This window comes from Streptomyces sp. NPDC052114, from assembly GCF_040680155.1.
Lineage (GTDB): Bacteria > Actinomycetota > Actinomycetes > Streptomycetales > Streptomycetaceae > Streptomyces.
In genome coordinates this window covers 27520-44729 of record NZ_JBFAWC010000029.1, presented here as the reverse complement: position 1 = coordinate 44729, position 17210 = coordinate 27520, and the positions used below count along the sequence as shown (strand labels likewise).

At 75.2% G+C, this 17210-nt stretch carries 14 protein-coding genes and 1 riboswitch; of the genes, 10 read left to right on the top strand and 4 right to left on the bottom strand.

Going from position 1 to position 17210, the window contains the following annotated elements; genetic code table 11:
* Positions 1–20: 20 nt before the first annotated feature.
* Positions 21–3647: a cobaltochelatase subunit CobN gene (gene cobN, locus AB0L89_RS38605; RefSeq protein ID WP_365152201.1), complete on the bottom strand. Its 3627-nt coding sequence runs from the start codon at positions 3645–3647 to the stop codon at positions 21–23.
* Positions 3648–3682: 35 nt separating this feature from the next.
* Positions 3683–3817: riboswitch (cobalamin riboswitch) on the bottom strand.
* A gap of 108 nt (positions 3818–3925) precedes the next feature.
* Here cobN and AB0L89_RS38600 point away from each other — a divergent pair.
* Genes AB0L89_RS38600 through AB0L89_RS38590 form a run of 3 tightly spaced genes read left to right on the top strand, consistent with a single transcriptional unit; the run spans position 3926 to position 7418 of the window.
* Entirely contained in the window at positions 3926–5206 is a 1281-nt protein-coding gene (locus AB0L89_RS38600) for a cobalamin biosynthesis protein CobG (protein ID WP_365152199.1), read from the top strand.
* A complete protein-coding gene (locus AB0L89_RS38595; RefSeq protein ID WP_365152197.1) occupies positions 5203–5844 on the top strand; it encodes a precorrin-8X methylmutase in 642 nt (213 codons plus the stop codon). The genes AB0L89_RS38600 and AB0L89_RS38595 overlap by 4 nt, the downstream gene beginning before the upstream one ends.
* Positions 5841–7418: a precorrin-2 C(20)-methyltransferase gene (locus tag AB0L89_RS38590; RefSeq protein WP_365152195.1), complete on the top strand. Its 1578-nt coding sequence runs from the start codon at positions 5841–5843 to the stop codon at positions 7416–7418. The genes AB0L89_RS38595 and AB0L89_RS38590 overlap by 4 nt, the downstream gene beginning before the upstream one ends.
* Before the next feature lie 64 nt (positions 7419–7482).
* Here AB0L89_RS38590 and AB0L89_RS38585 read toward each other — a convergent pair whose 3' ends face one another.
* Positions 7483–8226 carry a cobalt-precorrin-6A reductase gene (locus AB0L89_RS38585; protein ID WP_365152193.1) on the bottom strand — a complete coding sequence of 248 codons (744 nt, stop codon included), beginning with the start codon at positions 8224–8226 and terminating at the stop codon, positions 7483–7485.
* Positions 8227–8243: 17 nt separating this feature from the next.
* On the opposite strand from AB0L89_RS38585, the gene AB0L89_RS38580 reads away from it, so the two are divergent.
* Complete coding sequence (locus tag AB0L89_RS38580; RefSeq protein WP_365152191.1) at positions 8244–9371, top strand: cobalt-precorrin-5B (C(1))-methyltransferase; 1128 nt, start codon at positions 8244–8246, stop codon at positions 9369–9371.
* Positions 9372–9435: 64 nt separating this feature from the next.
* On the opposite strand, the gene cobM is transcribed toward AB0L89_RS38580, so the two are convergent.
* Positions 9436–10185 (bottom strand): precorrin-4 C(11)-methyltransferase, encoded by a 750-nt coding sequence (gene cobM, locus AB0L89_RS38575; RefSeq protein WP_365152189.1) that lies wholly within the window; start codon positions 10183–10185, stop codon positions 9436–9438.
* Complete coding sequence (cbiE, locus tag AB0L89_RS38570) at positions 10182–11432, bottom strand: precorrin-6y C5,15-methyltransferase (decarboxylating) subunit CbiE (RefSeq protein WP_365152187.1); 1251 nt, start codon at positions 11430–11432, stop codon at positions 10182–10184. The genes cobM and cbiE overlap by 4 nt, the downstream gene beginning before the upstream one ends.
* A gap of 145 nt (positions 11433–11577) precedes the next feature.
* On the opposite strand from cbiE, the gene tsaD reads away from it, so the two are divergent.
* The 6 genes from tsaD to AB0L89_RS38540 all read left to right on the top strand — a co-directional run bounded on the left by tsaD (position 11578) and on the right by AB0L89_RS38540 (position 17128).
* Positions 11578–12645 carry a tRNA (adenosine(37)-N6)-threonylcarbamoyltransferase complex transferase subunit TsaD gene (gene tsaD, locus AB0L89_RS38565; RefSeq protein ID WP_365152185.1) on the top strand — a complete coding sequence of 356 codons (1068 nt, stop codon included), beginning with the start codon at positions 11578–11580 and terminating at the stop codon, positions 12643–12645.
* Positions 12642–13223 (top strand): GNAT family N-acetyltransferase, encoded by a 582-nt coding sequence (locus AB0L89_RS38560; RefSeq protein WP_365152183.1) that lies wholly within the window; start codon positions 12642–12644, stop codon positions 13221–13223. The genes tsaD and AB0L89_RS38560 overlap by 4 nt, the downstream gene beginning before the upstream one ends.
* A gap of 308 nt (positions 13224–13531) precedes the next feature.
* Positions 13532–14791, top strand: coding sequence for an enterochelin esterase (gene fes, locus AB0L89_RS38555; protein ID WP_365152181.1), 1260 nt, complete (start codon positions 13532–13534; stop codon positions 14789–14791).
* Positions 14792–14978: 187 nt separating this feature from the next.
* The gene (locus AB0L89_RS38550) at positions 14979–15371 is read left to right on the top strand and encodes a cell division protein SepF (protein ID WP_055700564.1); all 393 of its coding nucleotides are present in this window, start codon (positions 14979–14981) and stop codon (positions 15369–15371) included.
* A 144-nt stretch (positions 15372–15515) separates the two neighbouring features.
* Complete coding sequence (locus tag AB0L89_RS38545) at positions 15516–16682, top strand: ATP-binding protein (RefSeq protein ID WP_365152178.1); 1167 nt, start codon at positions 15516–15518, stop codon at positions 16680–16682.
* A complete protein-coding gene (locus tag AB0L89_RS38540) occupies positions 16679–17128 on the top strand; it encodes a MazG-like family protein (protein WP_365152176.1) in 450 nt (149 codons plus the stop codon). Before AB0L89_RS38545 ends, AB0L89_RS38540 begins: the two co-directional genes overlap by 4 nt.
* Positions 17129–17210: the final 82 nt, after the last annotated feature.

The following is a 17210-nucleotide window of genomic DNA, read 5'->3' as shown; positions in this document are numbered from 1 at the left end:
GGGCCGGTTCCGCCGGTGGCTCAGCCCTCGTCCTCCAGGTTGCCCTCGGTCTCCAGGTACGCCTGGCGCAGCGCTTCGAGCACCGCCGGGTCCGGCTTGGCCCACATGCCGCGCGACTCCGCCTCCAGGAGGCGCTCCGCGATGCCGTGCAGCGCCCAGGGGTTGTTCTCCTGGAGGAACTGACGGTTGGTCGGGTCCAGGACGTACGTCTCCGTGAGCTTGTCGTACATCCAGTCGGCGATGACACCCGTCGTGGCGTCGTACCCGAACAAGTAGTCCACGGTCGCGGCGAGTTCGAAGGCGCCCTTGTAACCGTGGCGGCGCATCGCCTCGATCCACTTGGGGTTCACGACGCGGGCGCGGAAGACCCGGCTCGTCTCCTCCACCAGCGTGCGCGTGCGGACCGTCTCGGGGCGGGTCGAGTCGCCGATGTACGCCTCGGGGGCCGTGCCCCGCAGCGCGCGCACGGTCGCCACCATGCCGCCGTGGTACTGGAAGTAGTCGTCCGAGTCCGCGATGTCGTGCTCGCGGGTGTCCGTGTTCTTCGCGGCCACGGCGATGCGCTTGTACGCCGTCTCCATCTCGGCGCGCGCCGGGCGGCCCTCCAGACCGCGGCCGTAGGCGTAGCCGCCCCACACCGTGTAGACCTCGGCGAGGTCCGCGTCGGTGCGCCAGTCGCGCGAGTCGATGAGCTGGAGCAGGCCCGCGCCGTACGTGCCGGGGCGCGAGCCGAAGATGCGGGTGGTGGCCCGGCGCTCGTCGCCGTGCTCGGCCAGGTCGGCCTGGGTGTGGGCGCGCACGAGGTTCTGCTCGGCCGGCTCGTCCAGCGAGGCGGCGAGCCGCACCGCGTCGTCGAGCAGGCCGATCGTGTGCGGGAACGCGTCGCGGAAGAAGCCCGAGATGCGCAGCGTCACGTCGATGCGGGGACGGCCGAGCTCGTCGAGCGGCACGGCCTCCAGGCCGGTGACGCGGCGCGACGCGTCGTCCCAGACGGGGCGGACGCCGAGCAGGGCGAGGGCCTCGGCGACGTCGTCGCCCGCGGTGCGCATCGCGCTGGTGCCCCACAGCGAGAGGCCCACGGAGGTGGGGTAAGCGCCCTCGTTGTCCTGCTGGTAGCGCTCGACGAGGGAGTCGGCGAGCGCCTGGCCCGTCTCCCACGCGAGGCGGGAGGGGACGGCCTTCGGGTCGACGGAGTAGAAGTTCCGGCCGGTCGGCAGGACGTTGACCAGACCGCGCAGCGGCGAGCCGCTGGGCCCGGCGGGGACGAAGCCGCCGCGCAGGGCGTGCAGCGCGTGGTCGAGCTCGGCGGTGGTGGCCGCGAGGCGCGGCACGACCTCGTGGGCCGCGAACTCCAGGACGGCGGCGACCTGTTCACCCAGGTCACCCGTCACGGAGGCGACGGCGGCCGGGTCCCAGCCCGCGTCGTCCATCGCCTGCACCAGTGCGCGGGCCTTCTCCTCGGCCTCGTCCGCGCTCGTGCGCGTCGCCGCCGACTCGTCCAGGCCCAGCGCCTCCCGCAGACCCGGCAGGGCCGTCGTGCCGCCCCAGATCTGGCGGGCCCGCAGGATCGCCAGGACGAGGTTGACGCGGTCGGTGTCCGTGGGCGCCTGGCCCAGGACGTGCAGGCCGTCGCGGATCTGCGCGTCCTTGATCTCGCAGAGCCAGCCGTCGACGTGCAGCAGGAAGTCGTCGAAGCCGTCGTCCTCGGGGCGCTCCTCCAGCCCGAGGTCGTGGTCGAGCTTCGCGGCCTGGATCAGTGTCCAGATCTGCGCGCGGATCGCCGGGAGCTTCGCCGGGTCCATCGAGCTGATCTGGGCGTACTCGTCGAGGAGCTGCTCCAGGCGCGCGATGTCGCCGTAGGAGTCGGCGCGCGCCATCGGCGGCACCAGGTGGTCGATGAGCGTGGCGTGCACGCGGCGCTTGGCCTGGGTGCCCTCGCCCGGGTCGTTGACCAGGAAGGGGTAGATCAGCGGCAGGTCGCCGAGCGCGGCGTCCGGGCCGCAGGCGGCGGACAGGCCGGCGTTCTTGCCGGGCAGCCACTCCAGGTTGCCGTGCTTGCCGAGGTGGACCATCGCGTCGGCGCCGAAGCCGCCGTCGGACGCGGCCGCCGCGATCCAGCGGTACGCCGCCAGGTAGTGGTGCGAGGGCGGCAGATCGGGGTCGTGGTAGATCGCGATGGGGTTCTCGCCGAAGCCGCGCGGCGGCTGGATGACGACGAGGAGGTTGCCGCGGCGCAGCGCCGCGAGGACGATGTCGCCCTCCGGGTCGCCGCCCTGGCCCACGCGGGAGCGGTCGAGGAACATCTCGCCGGGCGCCGGGCCCCAGTGCTCCTCGACGGACTCGCGCAGCTCCGCGGGCAGCGTCGCGTACCAGCGCTTGTAGTCGGCGGCCGGGATGCGGACCGGGTTGGCGGCGAGCTGCTCCTCGGTGAGCCAGTCCTGGTCGTGGCCGCCCGCGTCGATCAGCGCGCGGATCAGCTCGTCGCCGTCGCCGGAGACGAGACCGGGGATCTCCTCGGCGGGCCCGAAGTCGTAGCCCTCCTCGATGAGCCGGCGCAGCAGCGCGACGGCGGAGGCGGGGGTGTCGAGGCCCACCGCGTTGCCGATGCGGGAGTGCTTGGTCGGGTAGGCGGAGAGCACCAGCGCCAGGCGCTTGTCGGCGGCCGGGACGTGCTTGAGGCGCGCGTGGCGCACGGCGATCCCGGCGACGCGGGCGGCGCGCTCGGCGTCGGCGACGTACGCGGGAAGCCCGTCCTCGTCGATCTCCTTGAAGGAGAAGGGGACGGTGATGAGGCGGCCGTCGAACTCCGGCACGGCGATCTGGCTCGCGGCGTCCAGCGGCGAGACGCCCTCGTCGTTCTCCTCCCAGGCCGCGCGCGAACCGGTCAGGCACAGCGCCTGGAGGATCGGCACGTCCAGGCCGGTCAGCGCGCCCGCGTCCCAGGACTCGTCGTCGCCGCCCGCGGAGGCCTCGGCGGGCTTGGTGCCGCCGGCCGCGAGGACGGTGGTCACGATGGTGTCGGCGGCGCGCAGCTCCTCGATCAGCTCGGGCTCGGGGGCGCGCAGCGAGGCCACGTACAGCGGGAGCGGGCGGGCGCCCGCGTCCTCTATCGCGCCGCACAGCGCGTCCACGAAGGCGGTGTTGCCGCTCATGTGGTGGGCGCGGTAGTAGAGCACCGCGACGGTCGGCACGAGCGTGCCCTCGACGGTGCGGGCGGTGCGCTCCAGCGGGCCCCAGGACGGCGCGGCGGCCGGCGGTTCGAAGCCGTGGCCGGTGAGCAGCACGGTGTCGGAGAGGAAGCGCGCCAGCTGCTCCAGGTTCGCGGGGCCGCCGTGCGCGAGGTAGGCGTGCGCCTCGGCGGCGATGCCGACGGGCACGGTCGAGGACGCCATCAGCTGGGCGTCGGGCGCCTGTTCGCCGGTGAGCACGACGACGGGCAGCCTGCTGGCGATGAGCTGGTCGAGGCCCTCCTGCCAGGCGCGGACGCCGCCGAGGAGGCGTACGACCACGAGCTCGACGCCGTCGAGGAGCGCGGGCAGCTCGGCGAGGTCGAGGCGGGACGGGTTGGCGAACCGGTAGTCGACCGGGCCTCCCGCCGCGCGGGCGCTGAGCAGGTCGGTGTCGGAGGTCGACAGCAGCAGAAGCATGCGTGCGCAGGCCTTCCTCGGGGTGTCCGCGCCCCGGGTGGTCGAGTGGACGGCAGGAGTTCCTGGCTCACCCCACACGGGTGGGGTTCACAGTGGCGGGACCGCGCCGGATTCTCACCGGGCTTCCTCCCTCGGGTCCTGGTGGACCCACGCCGTCGCTGGCGTTCGACGGACCTGGCGGCCCGCCGCCTGCATAGTAAGTCCTGCCCACGGTCGACCGGGCGGCCACCTGCCACAACGGCCGGTCTCGGGAGGCGACCGGCCGGATCCGCGTGGGTATGCTCGCCGCCATGCCGCCCACCCGAGCAACATCCCCAAAACAGGGCGAACCTCCCATACGTGACCGAGGCGACGCCTGCCCCGGGGCCCTGCGCCTGCACCGCGCCGACGACGGCCTGCTGGCCCGACTCCGCCTGCCCGGCGGCCTTTTGACGTCCCGTCAGGCCGAGACGCTGGCCACCGCGGCGGAGCGCCTCGCCGACGGGAACCTCAGCGTCACCTCGCGCGGCAACATCGAGCTGCGCGGCCTCGGCGAGAGCTGCGGCGGCGCGCTCTCCGCGCTGCTCGCGGACGCGGGCCTGCTGCCCTCCGAACGGCACGAGCGCGTGCGGAACGTGGTGGCGTCGCCGCTCGCCTCGATCGACGGACTCGGCCACGCCGACGTGCAGTTGTGGGCCCGTGAGCTGGACGGACTCCTCTGCGCCGAGGAGTGGACGACCGAGCTCTCCGGCCGCTTCCTGTTCGCCCTGGACGACGGGCGCGGGGACCTCGTCGGGCTCGGCGGCGATGTGACCTTGATCGCACAATCGGGCGGGACGGCGGTCGTCCGCCTCGGGGGCCGCGCCTTCCGGGTGCCCGCCGAGGCCGCGCCGCGCGCCGCCCTCGCCGTCGCCGGGGCCTTCCTGGCCGCCGCGCGCGCCGCGGGCAACGGCGCCTGGCGGGTGGGGGAACTGCCCCGCGACCAGCACGTGGACCTGTCCGGAGCGCTGGAGCGGGCGGGCTTCGACGCCGATCCTGCCGATCCGTGGGCCGTGTCCCGCAGCGCCCCGCCGGCCCCCGGCGTCATCGGCCGCGCGGTCGCCGTCAACGCCCCCCTCGGCCGCGTCACCGCCGCCCAGTGGCGCGCCCTCCTGCCGCTGCCCGCCGACGAACTGCGCGTCACCCCGTGGCGCGGCTTCGTGCTCCCCGGCTTCGCGGACGAGGCGGCGGCCCGCGAGCGCCTCACCGCACTGGCCGACGCCGGGCACATCACCACCGCCGACTCGCCCTGGCTGGGCGTCGGCGCCTGCACCGGGCGCCCCGGCTGCGCCAAGTCCCTCGCCGACGTCCGCGCCGACGCCGTGCCCGGCCGCGGCGGGCTGCCCGTCCACTGGTCCGGCTGCGAACGGCGCTGCGGGCACCCGCGCGGCGACTGGGTCGACGTCCTCGCCACCGGGGACGGCACCTACGAGGTCACGGTGCGCGTCCCCGGCGAGGAGTGGACGCCCGTGACGGGCAGGACCTTGACCGAGACGGTCACCACGGCACGTACCACCACGAAACCCACGGCCACGAGATGAGCGAGAGCACAGTGTTCGACTACGAGAAGGACGGCGCGGCGATCTACCGCGAGTCCTTTGCCACCATCCGCGCGGAGGCGGACCTCGGCGGTCTGCCCGCCGACGTCAGCCAGGTCGCGGTCCGGATGATCCACGCCTGCGGGATGGTCGACCTCGTGCGCGACCTCGCCCACAGCCCGCGCGTGATCGCCGACGCCCGCAGGGCGCTGCGCGACGGCGCGCCCATCCTGTGCGACGCGAACATGGTCGCGAGCGGCGTCACGCGCAAGCGGCTGCCCGCCGACAACGACGTGATCTGCACGCTGGCCGACCCGTCCGTGCCCGACCTCGCGGCACGCATGGGCACCACGCGCAGCGCCGCCGCCCTGGAGCTGTGGCGCGACCGCCTCGAAGGCTCGGTCGTCGCCATCGGCAACGCGCCCACCGCGCTCTTCCGCCTCCTGGAGATGATCGAGGAGGGCGCGCCCCGCCCGGCCGCCGTGCTCGGCATCCCGGTCGGCTTCGTCGGCGCCGCCGAGTCCAAGGACGCGCTCGCCGAGCACTCCTCGGGTCTGGAGTACCTCGTCGTACGAGGACGTCGCGGCGGCAGCGCGATGGCCGCGGCGGCGATCAACGCGATCGCGAGCGAGGCGGAGTGAACACCGAGCAGCAGCAGGGACGCGACGTGGACACCGCGCAGCAGGGGCAGGAGCAGGGGCGGCTCTACGGCGTGGGGCTCGGGCCCGGCGACCCGTCGCTGATGACCGTGCGCGCCGTCGAGGCGATCGCCGCCGCCGACGTCGTCGCCTACCACTCGGCGCGGCACGGCCGCTCCATCGCCCGCTCGATCGCGGCCGCGCACATCCGCGCCGACCACATCGAGGAGGCGCTGGTCTACCCCGTCACCACGGAGACCACCGACCACCCCGGCGGCTACCGGGGCGCCCTCGACGACTTCTACGAGGAGGCCGCGGCGCGCCTGGCCGTCCACCTCGACGCGGGCCGCACGGTCGCCGTCCTCGCCGAGGGCGACCCGCTCTTCTACGGCTCCTACCAGCACATGCACAAGCGGCTCGCGCACCGCTACCCGACCGAGGTCGTGCCCGGCGTGACGTCGGTGAGCGCGGCGGCGGCCCGTCTCGGCGAGCCGCTGGTGGAGGCCGAGGAGGTCCTCACGATCCTGCCGGGCACGCTCCCCGAGGAGGAGCTGGCCGCGCGCCTCGCGGCCACGGACTCCGCGGTCGTCATGAAGCTCGGCCGTACGTTCGGGAAGGTGCGCGGCGCCCTGGACCGCGCGGGCCGTCTGGAGGAGGCCCGTTACGTCGAGCGCGCCACGATGAAGGGCGAGCGCACCGGACGGCTGGCCGACGTGGACCCGGAGTCGGTGCCGTACTTCTCCGTGGCCGTGCTGCCGAGCCGGGTGGCGCCGCTGACGGGCGGCCCCGCGCCGGAGCCCGCCGCGGAAGCACCCGGCGAGGTCGGCGAGGTCGTCGTGGTCGGCACCGGTCCCGCGGGCCCGCTGTGGCTGACCCCCGAGACGCGCGGCGCCCTCGCCGCCGCCGACGACCTGGTCGGCTACACCACCTACGTCGACCGCGTGCCGCACCGCCCCGGACAGCGGCGGCACGGCTCCGACAACCGCGTCGAGTCCGAACGCGCCGAGTTCGCCCTGGAGCTGGCGCAGCGGGGCCGGCGCGTCGCCGTCGTCTCCGGAGGTGACCCGGGAGTCTTCGCGATGGCCACGGCCGTCCTGGAGGCCGCATCGCAGGACGCGTACGCGGACGTCCCGGTGCGGGTGCTGCCCGGGGTGACCGCCGCCAACGCGGCCGCCGCCCGCGTCGGCGCGCCGCTCGGCCACGACTACGTGACCCTCTCGCTCTCGGACCGCCTCAAGCCGTGGGAGGTCATCGCCGAGCGGCTGGCCGCGGCGGCCGCGGCGGACCTGGTCATCGCCATCTACAACCCCGGCTCGCGCAGCCGCACCTGGCAGGTGGGCAAGGCGCGGGAACTCCTCCTGGAGCACCGGGCGCCGGATACGCCGGTGGTACTCGGCCGCGACGTCGGCGGCCCCGCGGAGAGCGTGCGGGTGGTGCGCCTCGGCGACCTCGACCCGGCGGAGGTCGACATGCGGACGCTGCTGATCGTCGGGTCGTCGCAGACGAGGGTGTCGCGGCGGCGCGGGGGCGAGGAGCGGGTGGTCTGGACGCCGCGGCGTTATCCGGAGGCGGAGTAGGGGCTCTGCGGGCGAGTGTCTTCCGCGGGTTCGTCGTGGCTTGTCGCGCAGTTCCCCACGCCCCTTACGGGGCCCGCCTCAGCCAAGCCACGGCGTCCTCCGGAGCAGATGCCACCGGCACCCCCTCCGGAACCGGCGGGCGTTCCACGACGACGACCGGAATGCCCGCCTCACGCGCAGCGGCCAACTTCGGCGCGGTGGCCGAACCCCCGCTGTCCTTCGTGACCACGACGTCGACGCGGTGGCGGCGCAGCAGTTCCCGCTCCCCGTCGAGCGTGAACGGCCCCCGGTCGAGGAGCACCTCCATGCGCGCGGGGCACGGCGGCTCGGGCGCGTCGACGGAGCGTACGAGAAACCAGAGATCAGCCAGGTCGGGCCCGGCGAAAGCGGCGAGCCCCATCCGCCCGGTGGTCAGGAAGACCCGCCCGCCGAGCGCGGGAAGGGCCCGCGCCGCCTCCTCCAGGGAGCCGACCGGGTGCCAGTGGTCACCCTCTTCCGCGACCCAGCCGGGCCGGCGCAGGGCGAGCAGGGGAACATGGGCGAGCGCGGCGGCCTTCGCCGCGTTGAACGAGATCGTCCCGGCGAAAGGGTGGGTGGCGTCGATGAGCGCGTCCACGCGGTGCTCCCGCAGCCACGCCGCCAGCCCCTCGGCCCCGCCGAAGCCGCCGACGCGGACCTCGCCCGGCGGCAGCCGGGGCGCCGCGACCCGCCCCGCAAGGGAACTGGTCACCCGCGGCCCCGCCTCGGCCACGAGGAGCTCCGCCAGACGGCGGCCCTCGGTCGTTCCCCCCAGAATCAGTACGTGCACGGAGTTCGGTTTCCTTCATGAGTGAGGCAGCTAAGGCCAAGGGCGGGCGCAGCGCCCAACTCAAGCACACCGGTCTGCGGCCCGGCTGGACGACCGGCGCCTGTGCGACCGCCGCCACCACGGCCGCTTACACGGCGCTGCTCACCGGCGACTTCCCCGACCCGGTGACCATCACGCTGCCCAAGGGGCAGACGCCGGCGTTCGCGCTGGCCGTGGAGGAACTGGGCGAGGGCCACGCGACGGCGGGCGTCGTGAAGGACGCGGGCGACGACCCGGACGTCACGCACGGGGCGCTGGTGCGGTCCACGGTGCGGCGGCTGCCGCCCGGCTCGGGCATCGTCTTCAGGGCGGGCCCCGGCGTGGGCACCGTCACCCGTCCCGGCCTGCCCCTGGACGTCGGCGAGCCCGCGATCAACCCCGTGCCGCGGCAGCTGATGCGCGACCACGTGACGCTGGTGGCCGGGCGGGCAGGGACCGCGCCGGACGTCGAGATCACCGTCTCCGTCGACCACGGCGAGGAGATCGCCCGCTCCACCTGGAACCCGCGCCTCGGCATCCTCGGCGGCCTGTCGATCCTCGGCACGACCGGGATCGTCGTGCCCTACTCCTGCTCGGCGTGGATCGACTCGATCCGGCGCGGCGTGGACGTGGCGCGGGCGGCCGGGCGCACGCACCTCGCCGGGTGCACGGGATCGACGTCGGAGAAGACGGTCGTCGCCGCGTACGGACTGCCCGAGGACGCCCTGCTCGACATGGGCGACTTCGCGGGCGCGGTCCTCAAGTACGTGCGCCGCCACCCCGTGGACCGCCTCACCGTCTGCGGCGGCTTCGCCAAGCTGTCGAAGCTCGCGGCGGGCCACCTGGACCTGCACTCGGCGCGCTCCCAGGTCGACAAGGGCTTCCTCGCCGAACTGGCCCGCACGGGCGGGGCGTCCGACGACCTGGCCGCCCGGATCGCCGCCGCCAACACGGGCCTGGAGGCCCTGAGGCTCTGCGAGGCGGCGGGCGTCCCGCTGGGCGATCTGGTGGCGAAGAGGGCGAGGGACGAGGCACTGGCGGTGCTGCGGGGTGCCCCGGTCGCGGTGGACGTCATCTGCATCGACAGAGCGGGAACGGTGGTGGGCCGGAGCGATTTCCCCGCCTGAGGAGCGCCCCGAAGGGGCACGGGGAACTGCGCGACCAGCCCGGGACGACCCGCACCCGAAGAACTCAGCAGACGTGCCGATCCCGCTCCGCCGAGTACAGATGACTGTCCCGGAACTGCTCCGCGCCCAGCGTCCGCCCCACCATGATCACGGCGGTCCGCACGATCCCCGCCGCCTTCACCTGCCCGGCGATGTCCTCCAGCGTGCCCCGCAGGATCACCTCGTCGGGCCGGCTGGCGAGTGCGACGACGGCGGCCGGGCAGTCCGCGCCGTAGTGCGGCAGCAGCTCCTCGACCACGCGGTCGACATACCCCGCGGCGAGGTGCAGCACGAGCAACGCCCCACTGCGCCCCAGCGTGGCGAGATCCTCGCCCTCCGGCATCGCCGTGGCCCGCTGCGCGACCCGCGTGAGGATCACGGTCTGCCCGACGGTCGGAACGGTGAGTTCCCGCTTGAGCGCGGCGGCCGCCGCCGCGAACGCCGGTACGCCCGGCACCACTTCGTACGGAATGCCCGCCGCGTCGAGCCGCCGCATCTGCTCGGCCACCGCGCTGAACACGGACGGGTCGCCCGAGTGCAGCCGCGCCACGTCGAGCCCCTGCTCGTGCGCGCGGACCAGCTCGGCGGTGATCTCGTCCAGGTTGAGCTGCGCGGTGTCCACGAGCCGTGCCCCGTCCGGGCATTCGGCGAGCAGCTCGCGCGGCACCAGGCTGCCCGCGTACAGGCAGACCTGGCAGGCGGCGAGCGTCCGCGCGCCGCGCACCGTGATCAGGTCGGCCGCGCCGGGCCCCGCACCGATGAAGTACACGGTCATCGTTCTTGATCTCCAGACTTGGTGACGGACCACTGGGTGACCGGCATGGCCTGGCGCCAGCCGGTGAAGCCCCCGACGGGGACGGCCTGCGCGACGGCGAGCCGCACCAGCTCGCCGCCGTGGCGCCGGTACCAGTCGGTGAGCAGCGCCTCGGACTCCAGCGTCACGGTGTTGGCGACCAGGCGCCCGCCGTCCGGCAGCGCGGCCCAGCAGGCCTCCAGGAGGCCGGGTGCGGTGAGGCCGCCGCCGATGAACACGGCGTCGGGCGTGGGCAGTCCGGCGAGCGCGGCCGGGGCCGCGCCGGTGACCACGCGCAGCGCGGGCACGCCGAGGCGCTCGGCGTTGCGGGTGATCCGCTCGGCCCGTACGGGGTTCTTCTCGACGGTGACGGCCCGGCACGCCGGGTGCGCCCGCAGCCACTCCACGGCGATCGACCCGGAGCCGCCGCCCACGTCCCAGAGCAGTTCGCCGGGTCCGGGGGCGAGCGCGGCGAGCGTGGCGGCGCGGACGTAGCGCTTGGTGAGCTGCCCGTCGCTCTCGTACGCCGTGTCCGGCAGCCCCGGCACGGTGCCGAGGCGCGGCGCGCCGGGGGCCCGGCGGCACTCGACGGCGACGACGTTCAGCGGGTCGCCGGGCAGGTGCGACCAGGTGTCGGCGACGCCCTCGTGCGCCGACTCGCCCTTGCCGCCGAGCTGTTCGAGGACACGCATCCGGCTCGGTCCGAAGCCGCGCTCGCGCAGCAGGGCGGCGATCTCGCCCGGCGTGGCCGCGTTCGCGCTGAGCACGAGGACGCGGCGGCCGTCGTGCAGGGCGGCGGCGAGCCGGGCGACGGGGCGGCCGACGGCGGTGACGACCTCGGTGTCCTCGACGGGCCAGCCCAGGCGCGCGCACGCGAGGGAGACGGACGACGGGTGCGGCAGCACGTGCAGCGCGGCGGCGCCGAGCTCCTCGCTCAGGGCGCGCCCGATGCCGTGGAACATGGGGTCGCCGCTGGCGAGGACGGCGATACGGCGCCCCGCGTGGGCGGCGAGCAGGCCGGGCACGGCGGGCCGCAGCGGCTTGGGCCAGGCCACGCGCTCGCCCGGACAGTCGCCGAGCGGCAGCAGGTCCAGCTGACGGGGGCCGCCGATGAGCACCTCGGCGTCGGCGAGCGCCGCGCGCGAGGGGGCCGGGAGCCCGTCCCAGCCGTCGGCCCCGATCCCGACGACGGAGACGGCCGGTATGCCTGCGGGGGATGCGGGGGTCACTTCTGGTACCTGACCTCGGGGTTCGGGAAGGGCTGCGCAGCCGCACTCTACTGGTGACCGGGCGGCGTACCCTTATTGCGCATTACTTGCAATAAGCCGTGCGGGGTGTCCCGCACGCTCCCCGGTACGGAAAGGCCAACGCGCGATGGGCTCTGTGGTGGTGCTCGGCATCGAGTCGTCCTGTGACGAGACGGGCGCGGGCCTGGTCAGGGACGGGCGCCTGCTCGGCCACGCGGTCGCCTCCAGCATGGACGAGCACGCCCGCTACGGCGGCGTCGTCCCGGAGATCGCCGCCCGCGCCCACGTCCACGCGCTCACCCCGGTCGTCCGCCGCGCCCTGGACGAGGCGGGCCTGCGCATGTCCGACATCGGCGCGGTCGCCGTGACGACGGGACCCGGCCTCTCCGGCGCGCTCCAGGTCGGCCTCGCCGGGGCGAAGAGCCTCGCGTACGCGCTGGACGTGCCCCTGCACGGCGTCCACCACCTCGCCGGGCACGTCGCCGCCGACACCCTGGAGCACGGCCCGCTGCCCGACCCGTGCATGGTCCTGATCGTCTCCGGCGGCCACACCTCGCTGCTCCTCGTGCGCGATCTCGCGCGCGACCCGATCGTCCACCTCGGCGACACCCTCGACGACGCGGCGGGGGAGTGCTTCGACAAGGTCGCGCGCGTCTTCGGGCTGCCCTACCCGGGCGGACCCGCGATCGACCGGGCCGCGCGCGACGGCGACCCGGCCGCCGTCGCCTTCCCGCGCCCGCTCACCGGAGCCCGCGACGCCGCGTACGACTTCTCCTTCTCCGGCCTGAAGACGGCCGCCGCGCGCTGGGCCGAGGGGCACCGGGGGCGGGCGCTCCCGGTCGCCGACGGGGCCGCCTCGCTCCAGGAGGCCGTCGCCGACGTGCTCACCCGCAAGGCGGTCGCCGCCTGCCGCGAGCACGGCGTCGGCACGCTGGTCGTGGTCGGCGGCGTCGCGGCCAACTCCCGCGTGCGCAGCCTCGCCGAGGAGCGCTGCCGGGCGGCGGGCATCGCGCTGCGCGTCCCGCCGCTGCGGCTGTGCACCGACAACGGCGCGATGATCGCGGCGGTCGGCGACCTGCTGGTGCGCGCGGGCGCCGAGCCCGCACCCCTGAACGTCTCCATCGACCCGTCCGCGCCCCTGGAGTACGCGGCGCTGCACCCGGTCGGCTCCTTCGGCCGGCCGGTCGCCGCGTGAGCGGAGTGCCGGTGGTCCGCCGGGTGACCGGAGACGGACTTCGCGCCCATGCGCAGGGCGTACGGACCGTCTACGCGGAGGCGTTCGCGCTGCCGCCCTGGCACGAGGACCCGGCCGCGGCCGACCGCTACCTGACGCGGCTCGCGGACGACGCCGCGCGGCCCGGGTTCACGGGAGCGGTCGCGCTCGGCGGCCCGTCACAGGCGGAACCGCGCGTCCTCGGCTTCGCCACCGCCTGGCCCGCGGACACCCCGCTGCCCGACGTCCGTTCCTACCCCGCCGTCACCGAGGCCCTCGGCGCCCGGCGCGCCGAGGAATGGCTCTGCGGGGCCCTCCAGGTCGACGAACTCGCCGTGCGCCCCGGCTCGCACGGCCTGGGACTCGGCCGGGCGCTGCTCGCCGCCGCGACCCGGGACGCGGCGGATGGCCGCTGCTGGCTCCTGACGTCACCGCGCGCCACCGACGCCGTGCGCCTCTACCACCGTGCGGGCTGGCACCAGATCGCGCTGCCCGCCCTGGAGGACCGGGATCTGACGCTCTTCCTGGGCCCCGCTCACCCGTCCGCGATTCTTACTTAGCTTAGGCTAAGCTAAGTTGACGTTGGTGCCTCGGGGATCCTGAACGGAAGGGGTGGTGACGCATGCGCACCGGACCGGGAGCCGGAGGAGGCGCGGCCGTGCGGCGCGCACGGGATGCGCGGGATGCGCGGACCGCCGGGAGGCGTGGCGCACTGGACGGACGCGGCGCGCGGGACGGTCGTGACGTACGCGACGAACATGGCGTACGCGAGGGGCATGGCGTATGGGATGGGCATGGCGTACGTGGCGGGCGCTCGCCGGAGGCCGGCCCGTCCCGCGAGGCCGGGCGGGGCGCCGACTTCCTGCCCGTGCCGGGCGCGAGCCCCGCGCTCCAGGCCCTCGCCGCCCGTGTGTCCACCGCGGCCGAGGCCGAACTCCCCGCCCTCCTCGACGCGTTCTGGCAGGACGTCGACCGGCGCGGCGGCACCCCGCTGATCGAGGAGATCGACGGCGAGCCCGGGTTCCGTGCCGTCACCTTCCTGTGGCGCGGCGACCGGGCGACCCGGCAGGTCCTGCTGCTGGCCCCCGGCCTCGCCGACCGCGACCGCCTCGCCGACTCCCTCCTCGCGCCGCTGCCCGGCACCGACGTCTGGCACCGCACCTACCGGCTGCGCGCCGACCACCGCGGCTCGTACCGCATCGCCGCCGACCTCTCGCCCGGCGACGTCCCTTCGTCCCCCGAGGCCCAGCAGCTCCGGCTGCGCGCCCTGTCCTCGTACGCGGCCCCCGATCCCCTCAACCCGGCGCGCCTGGAGGCCCGTTGGGGTCTTCCGGAGGGTTCCCTCCTCACCCTTCCCGGCGCGCCCGCGCAGCCCTGGGCCGAGCGGCGCGCGGGCATTCCGCGCGGCCGGACGGAGCGGCACCGCCTGCCCGCGGGCGCGCTCGGCGCCGAGCGCGGACTGTGGGCCTACCTGCCCCCGGGCGGCCCGCGGCCCGACAGCCCGGTGGTCGTCCTGTGCGACGGCGACATGTGGTTCGGTGCGCTCGCCTTCCAGGACACCTTGGACGCCCTCGTCGCCGACGGGGCCGTACCCCCGCCCGTCGTCCTCGCCCCCGACGCGGTCGATCTGCGCACCCGCTGGCAGGACCTCACCGCCCGCGACGCGTTCATCGGGTTCCTCGCCGACGAGGTACTGCCCTGGGCCGCCGGGCACTGGCCCCTGACCGCCGACCCGGCCCGCACCGTCGTCGCCGGGCAGAGCCTCGGCGGACTCACCGCGCTGTACGCGGCCCTGCGCAGGCCCGAGCGGTTCGGCGCGGTGCTCGCGCAGTCCGCCTCGCTGTGGTGGCGGCCCGGACTGCCGCCCGGCGTGCCCGACTTGACGGCCGACGACGGGACGCCCTGGCTCGTCGAGCGCTTCGCCGAGCACCCGGACCACCCCCGTCTGCGGGTCCACCTCGACGTCGGACTCCACGAGGGCGCGATGGTCGACCACAGCCGCCGCATGCGCGAGACGCTGGCCGCGCACGGCCACACGGTCGCCCTCACCGAGTACAACGGTGGCCACGACTACGCCTGCTGGCGCGGCGGTCTGGCCGACGGCCTGGTGAAACTCCTCACGCCCTGACCCGCGCCCGCCGCGTGGTGAAGAAGGTGGCGAACCCCACGCACGCGGTCCTCCGGGGCGTCGGCCGAGCGCTCGCCGAGGGCCGGTGACGAGGGCGCCGCCCGTGTCGCTGTTGGGCTGAACGGGTGACTTGGCGTAAGAATTGCCCGGTGCAGACAACAAGGACGAGCCAGGACGGGGTGGGCCAGTGAGCAGCAGTCAGCGCCACGACGTCACCGATGAACAGTGGGAGGGGCTCGCCCAGGTCGTACCGCTGCGCAGCCGCAACGAATGGCCCTCGTGGCCCGGCCACCGCGCGCTGCCCGACGCGGAGACCGAGACGCGCCGCCGCTTCGTGGTGATGCGGGTCAACGTCTTCGCGGACGCCCGTGAGGTCGCCGAGACCGTCATGGCGCAGATCCCGGTCCTGCTCGACCTGACCGGTGCGGAGACCGAAGTCGCCAAGCGCGTCCTGGACTTCAGCAGCGGCGTGGTCCTCGGCCTGGGCTGCGGCATGCACCGGGTCGACAAGAACGTCTTCCTGCTGGCGCCGCCCGGCACGGAGGTCCAGGGCCTGGTCGAGGCGGTCGCCCAGCCGTAGAGGGGGCGACCGCGGCTCCGGCGGCCGGGTCGCTCTAGCCGCCCGGCGGTCGCGAAGAGGCCGCTTCGGGGGGAATCCCCCGATCGTAGGAAGGTCCGTTGGGCGGAACGGTTCCCCTGTGCGGGGGCCGCATACCTTCCGATCATGACGGTGCAATCCCCGGTGACGGTCGCGGAGCCGCCGGCGGTCCCGGACCGCCCGCAGGTCACCGAACTGAGCCTGTCCGCCTTCGCGGGACACCGGGGCACGGTCCTCCCGCTCGGCCCGCTGACCCTGGTCACGGGGCCCAGCGGCAGCGGCAAGTCCAGTGCGCTGCGTGCCTACGAGGCCCTGGCGCGGCTCAGCGCGGGAGCGGAACTGCCCGACGTCTTCCCCGACCCGTCGGCCTGCGTGCCCGAGCGCGCCCGCGCCGACCATCAGCGGCGGCGCGGCTTCCGCATCGGCTGCACGGTCGACGGACCCGCCGGGCCCGTCCGGCTCGACCTCGCGGTGCAGGCCGAGCCCGAACTGCGCATCGTCGGCGAACGGCTCGCCTGCGGCCCGCTCGTCCTCCTGGAGACGGCGCTGCGCGACCCCGGCCGGCGCGTGGTCCAGGCGGCCTGGCACACCGCGGGCACGGCGCCGGTCACCCGGGCCCCGATGCCCGACGACCGGCTCGGCACGGCGCTCGTGCCGCTGCGCGTGGCGGGCAAGACCGACGGGCAGCGCCTGGTGCTCGCGGCGGCGGAACAGGTCGTGGTCGCGCTGCGTTCGGCGTTCGCCTGCGACCCGCGGCCCGGCCGGATGCGCGCCCCGGTCCCGGCCGGGCGGATCGGCCCCGGCCGTCTCCTGGGCGGCTGCGACAACCTCGCCGAGGTCCTGTGGCGTACGCGGGCGGAGTGCGCGGGACGCCACGCACTGCTCGTCTCCGCGCTGCGCGAAGGGTGCGCGGGGCCGGTCGTCGACGTGCTCGCCCAGGAGGCGCGGGACGGCACGCTGTACGCCTGCGTCGACCGCGGCGGCGGCATGCGCACCCCGCTGGGGCGGCTCGGGGACGGCGAGTTGAGGTATCTGGCCCTTGCGCTCGTCCTGCTCACCGGACCCGGCGTGCTCGCCGTCGACCCGGTCGCCGAGGTGCCGGAGGCGTACCAGACCCTCACCGTCCTCGCCGACGACCTCGACCGCCGCCTCGACGCCCGCCAGGCGCGGGCCCTCGGCGAGCTCGCGGTACGCATGTGCGCGCGGGGGCACATCCGCCTGGTCGGGACGGTGCGGGACGCGTCCTGGGCGGCCGACGCCGCGGGCGTCTCGGTGGTAGACCTGGAGCCGTGACGGAACGACTTGACGTGGCGAAACTGCAGCGCAGGCTGGCCGAGTTCGCGGCGGCCCGCGACTGGGAGCAGTACCACACCCCGAAGAACCTGGCCGCCGCGCTCAGCGTGGAGGCGTCCGAACTGGTCGAGATCTTCCAGTGGTTGACCCCCGAGGAGTCGGCGCGGGTGATGAAGGACCCCGCGAGGGCCCCTCGGGTCGCGGACGAGGTGGCGGACGTCCTCGCGTATCTGCTGCAGTTCTGCGAGGTCCTGGGCATCGACGCGCTGGCCGCGCTCGCGGCGAAGATCGACAGGAATGAGCAGCGGTTTCCGGTGCCGGGGGGATCTGACGGGCCGGATGGGCCTGACGGGCGGGACGGGGAAGCGGGGGCTCATGGGCCTCATGGGCCTCATGGGTCTAACGGGCCGGACGGGGAAGCGCGGTCTCGGGCGGGAGGGGCCTGAGAGGGCGACTGGGGCTGAGGCGGCGGTTGGGGCCGAGGGGACGGTTGGGCCTGAGGCGGTCGGCCGGTGCCGATGGGCCGAG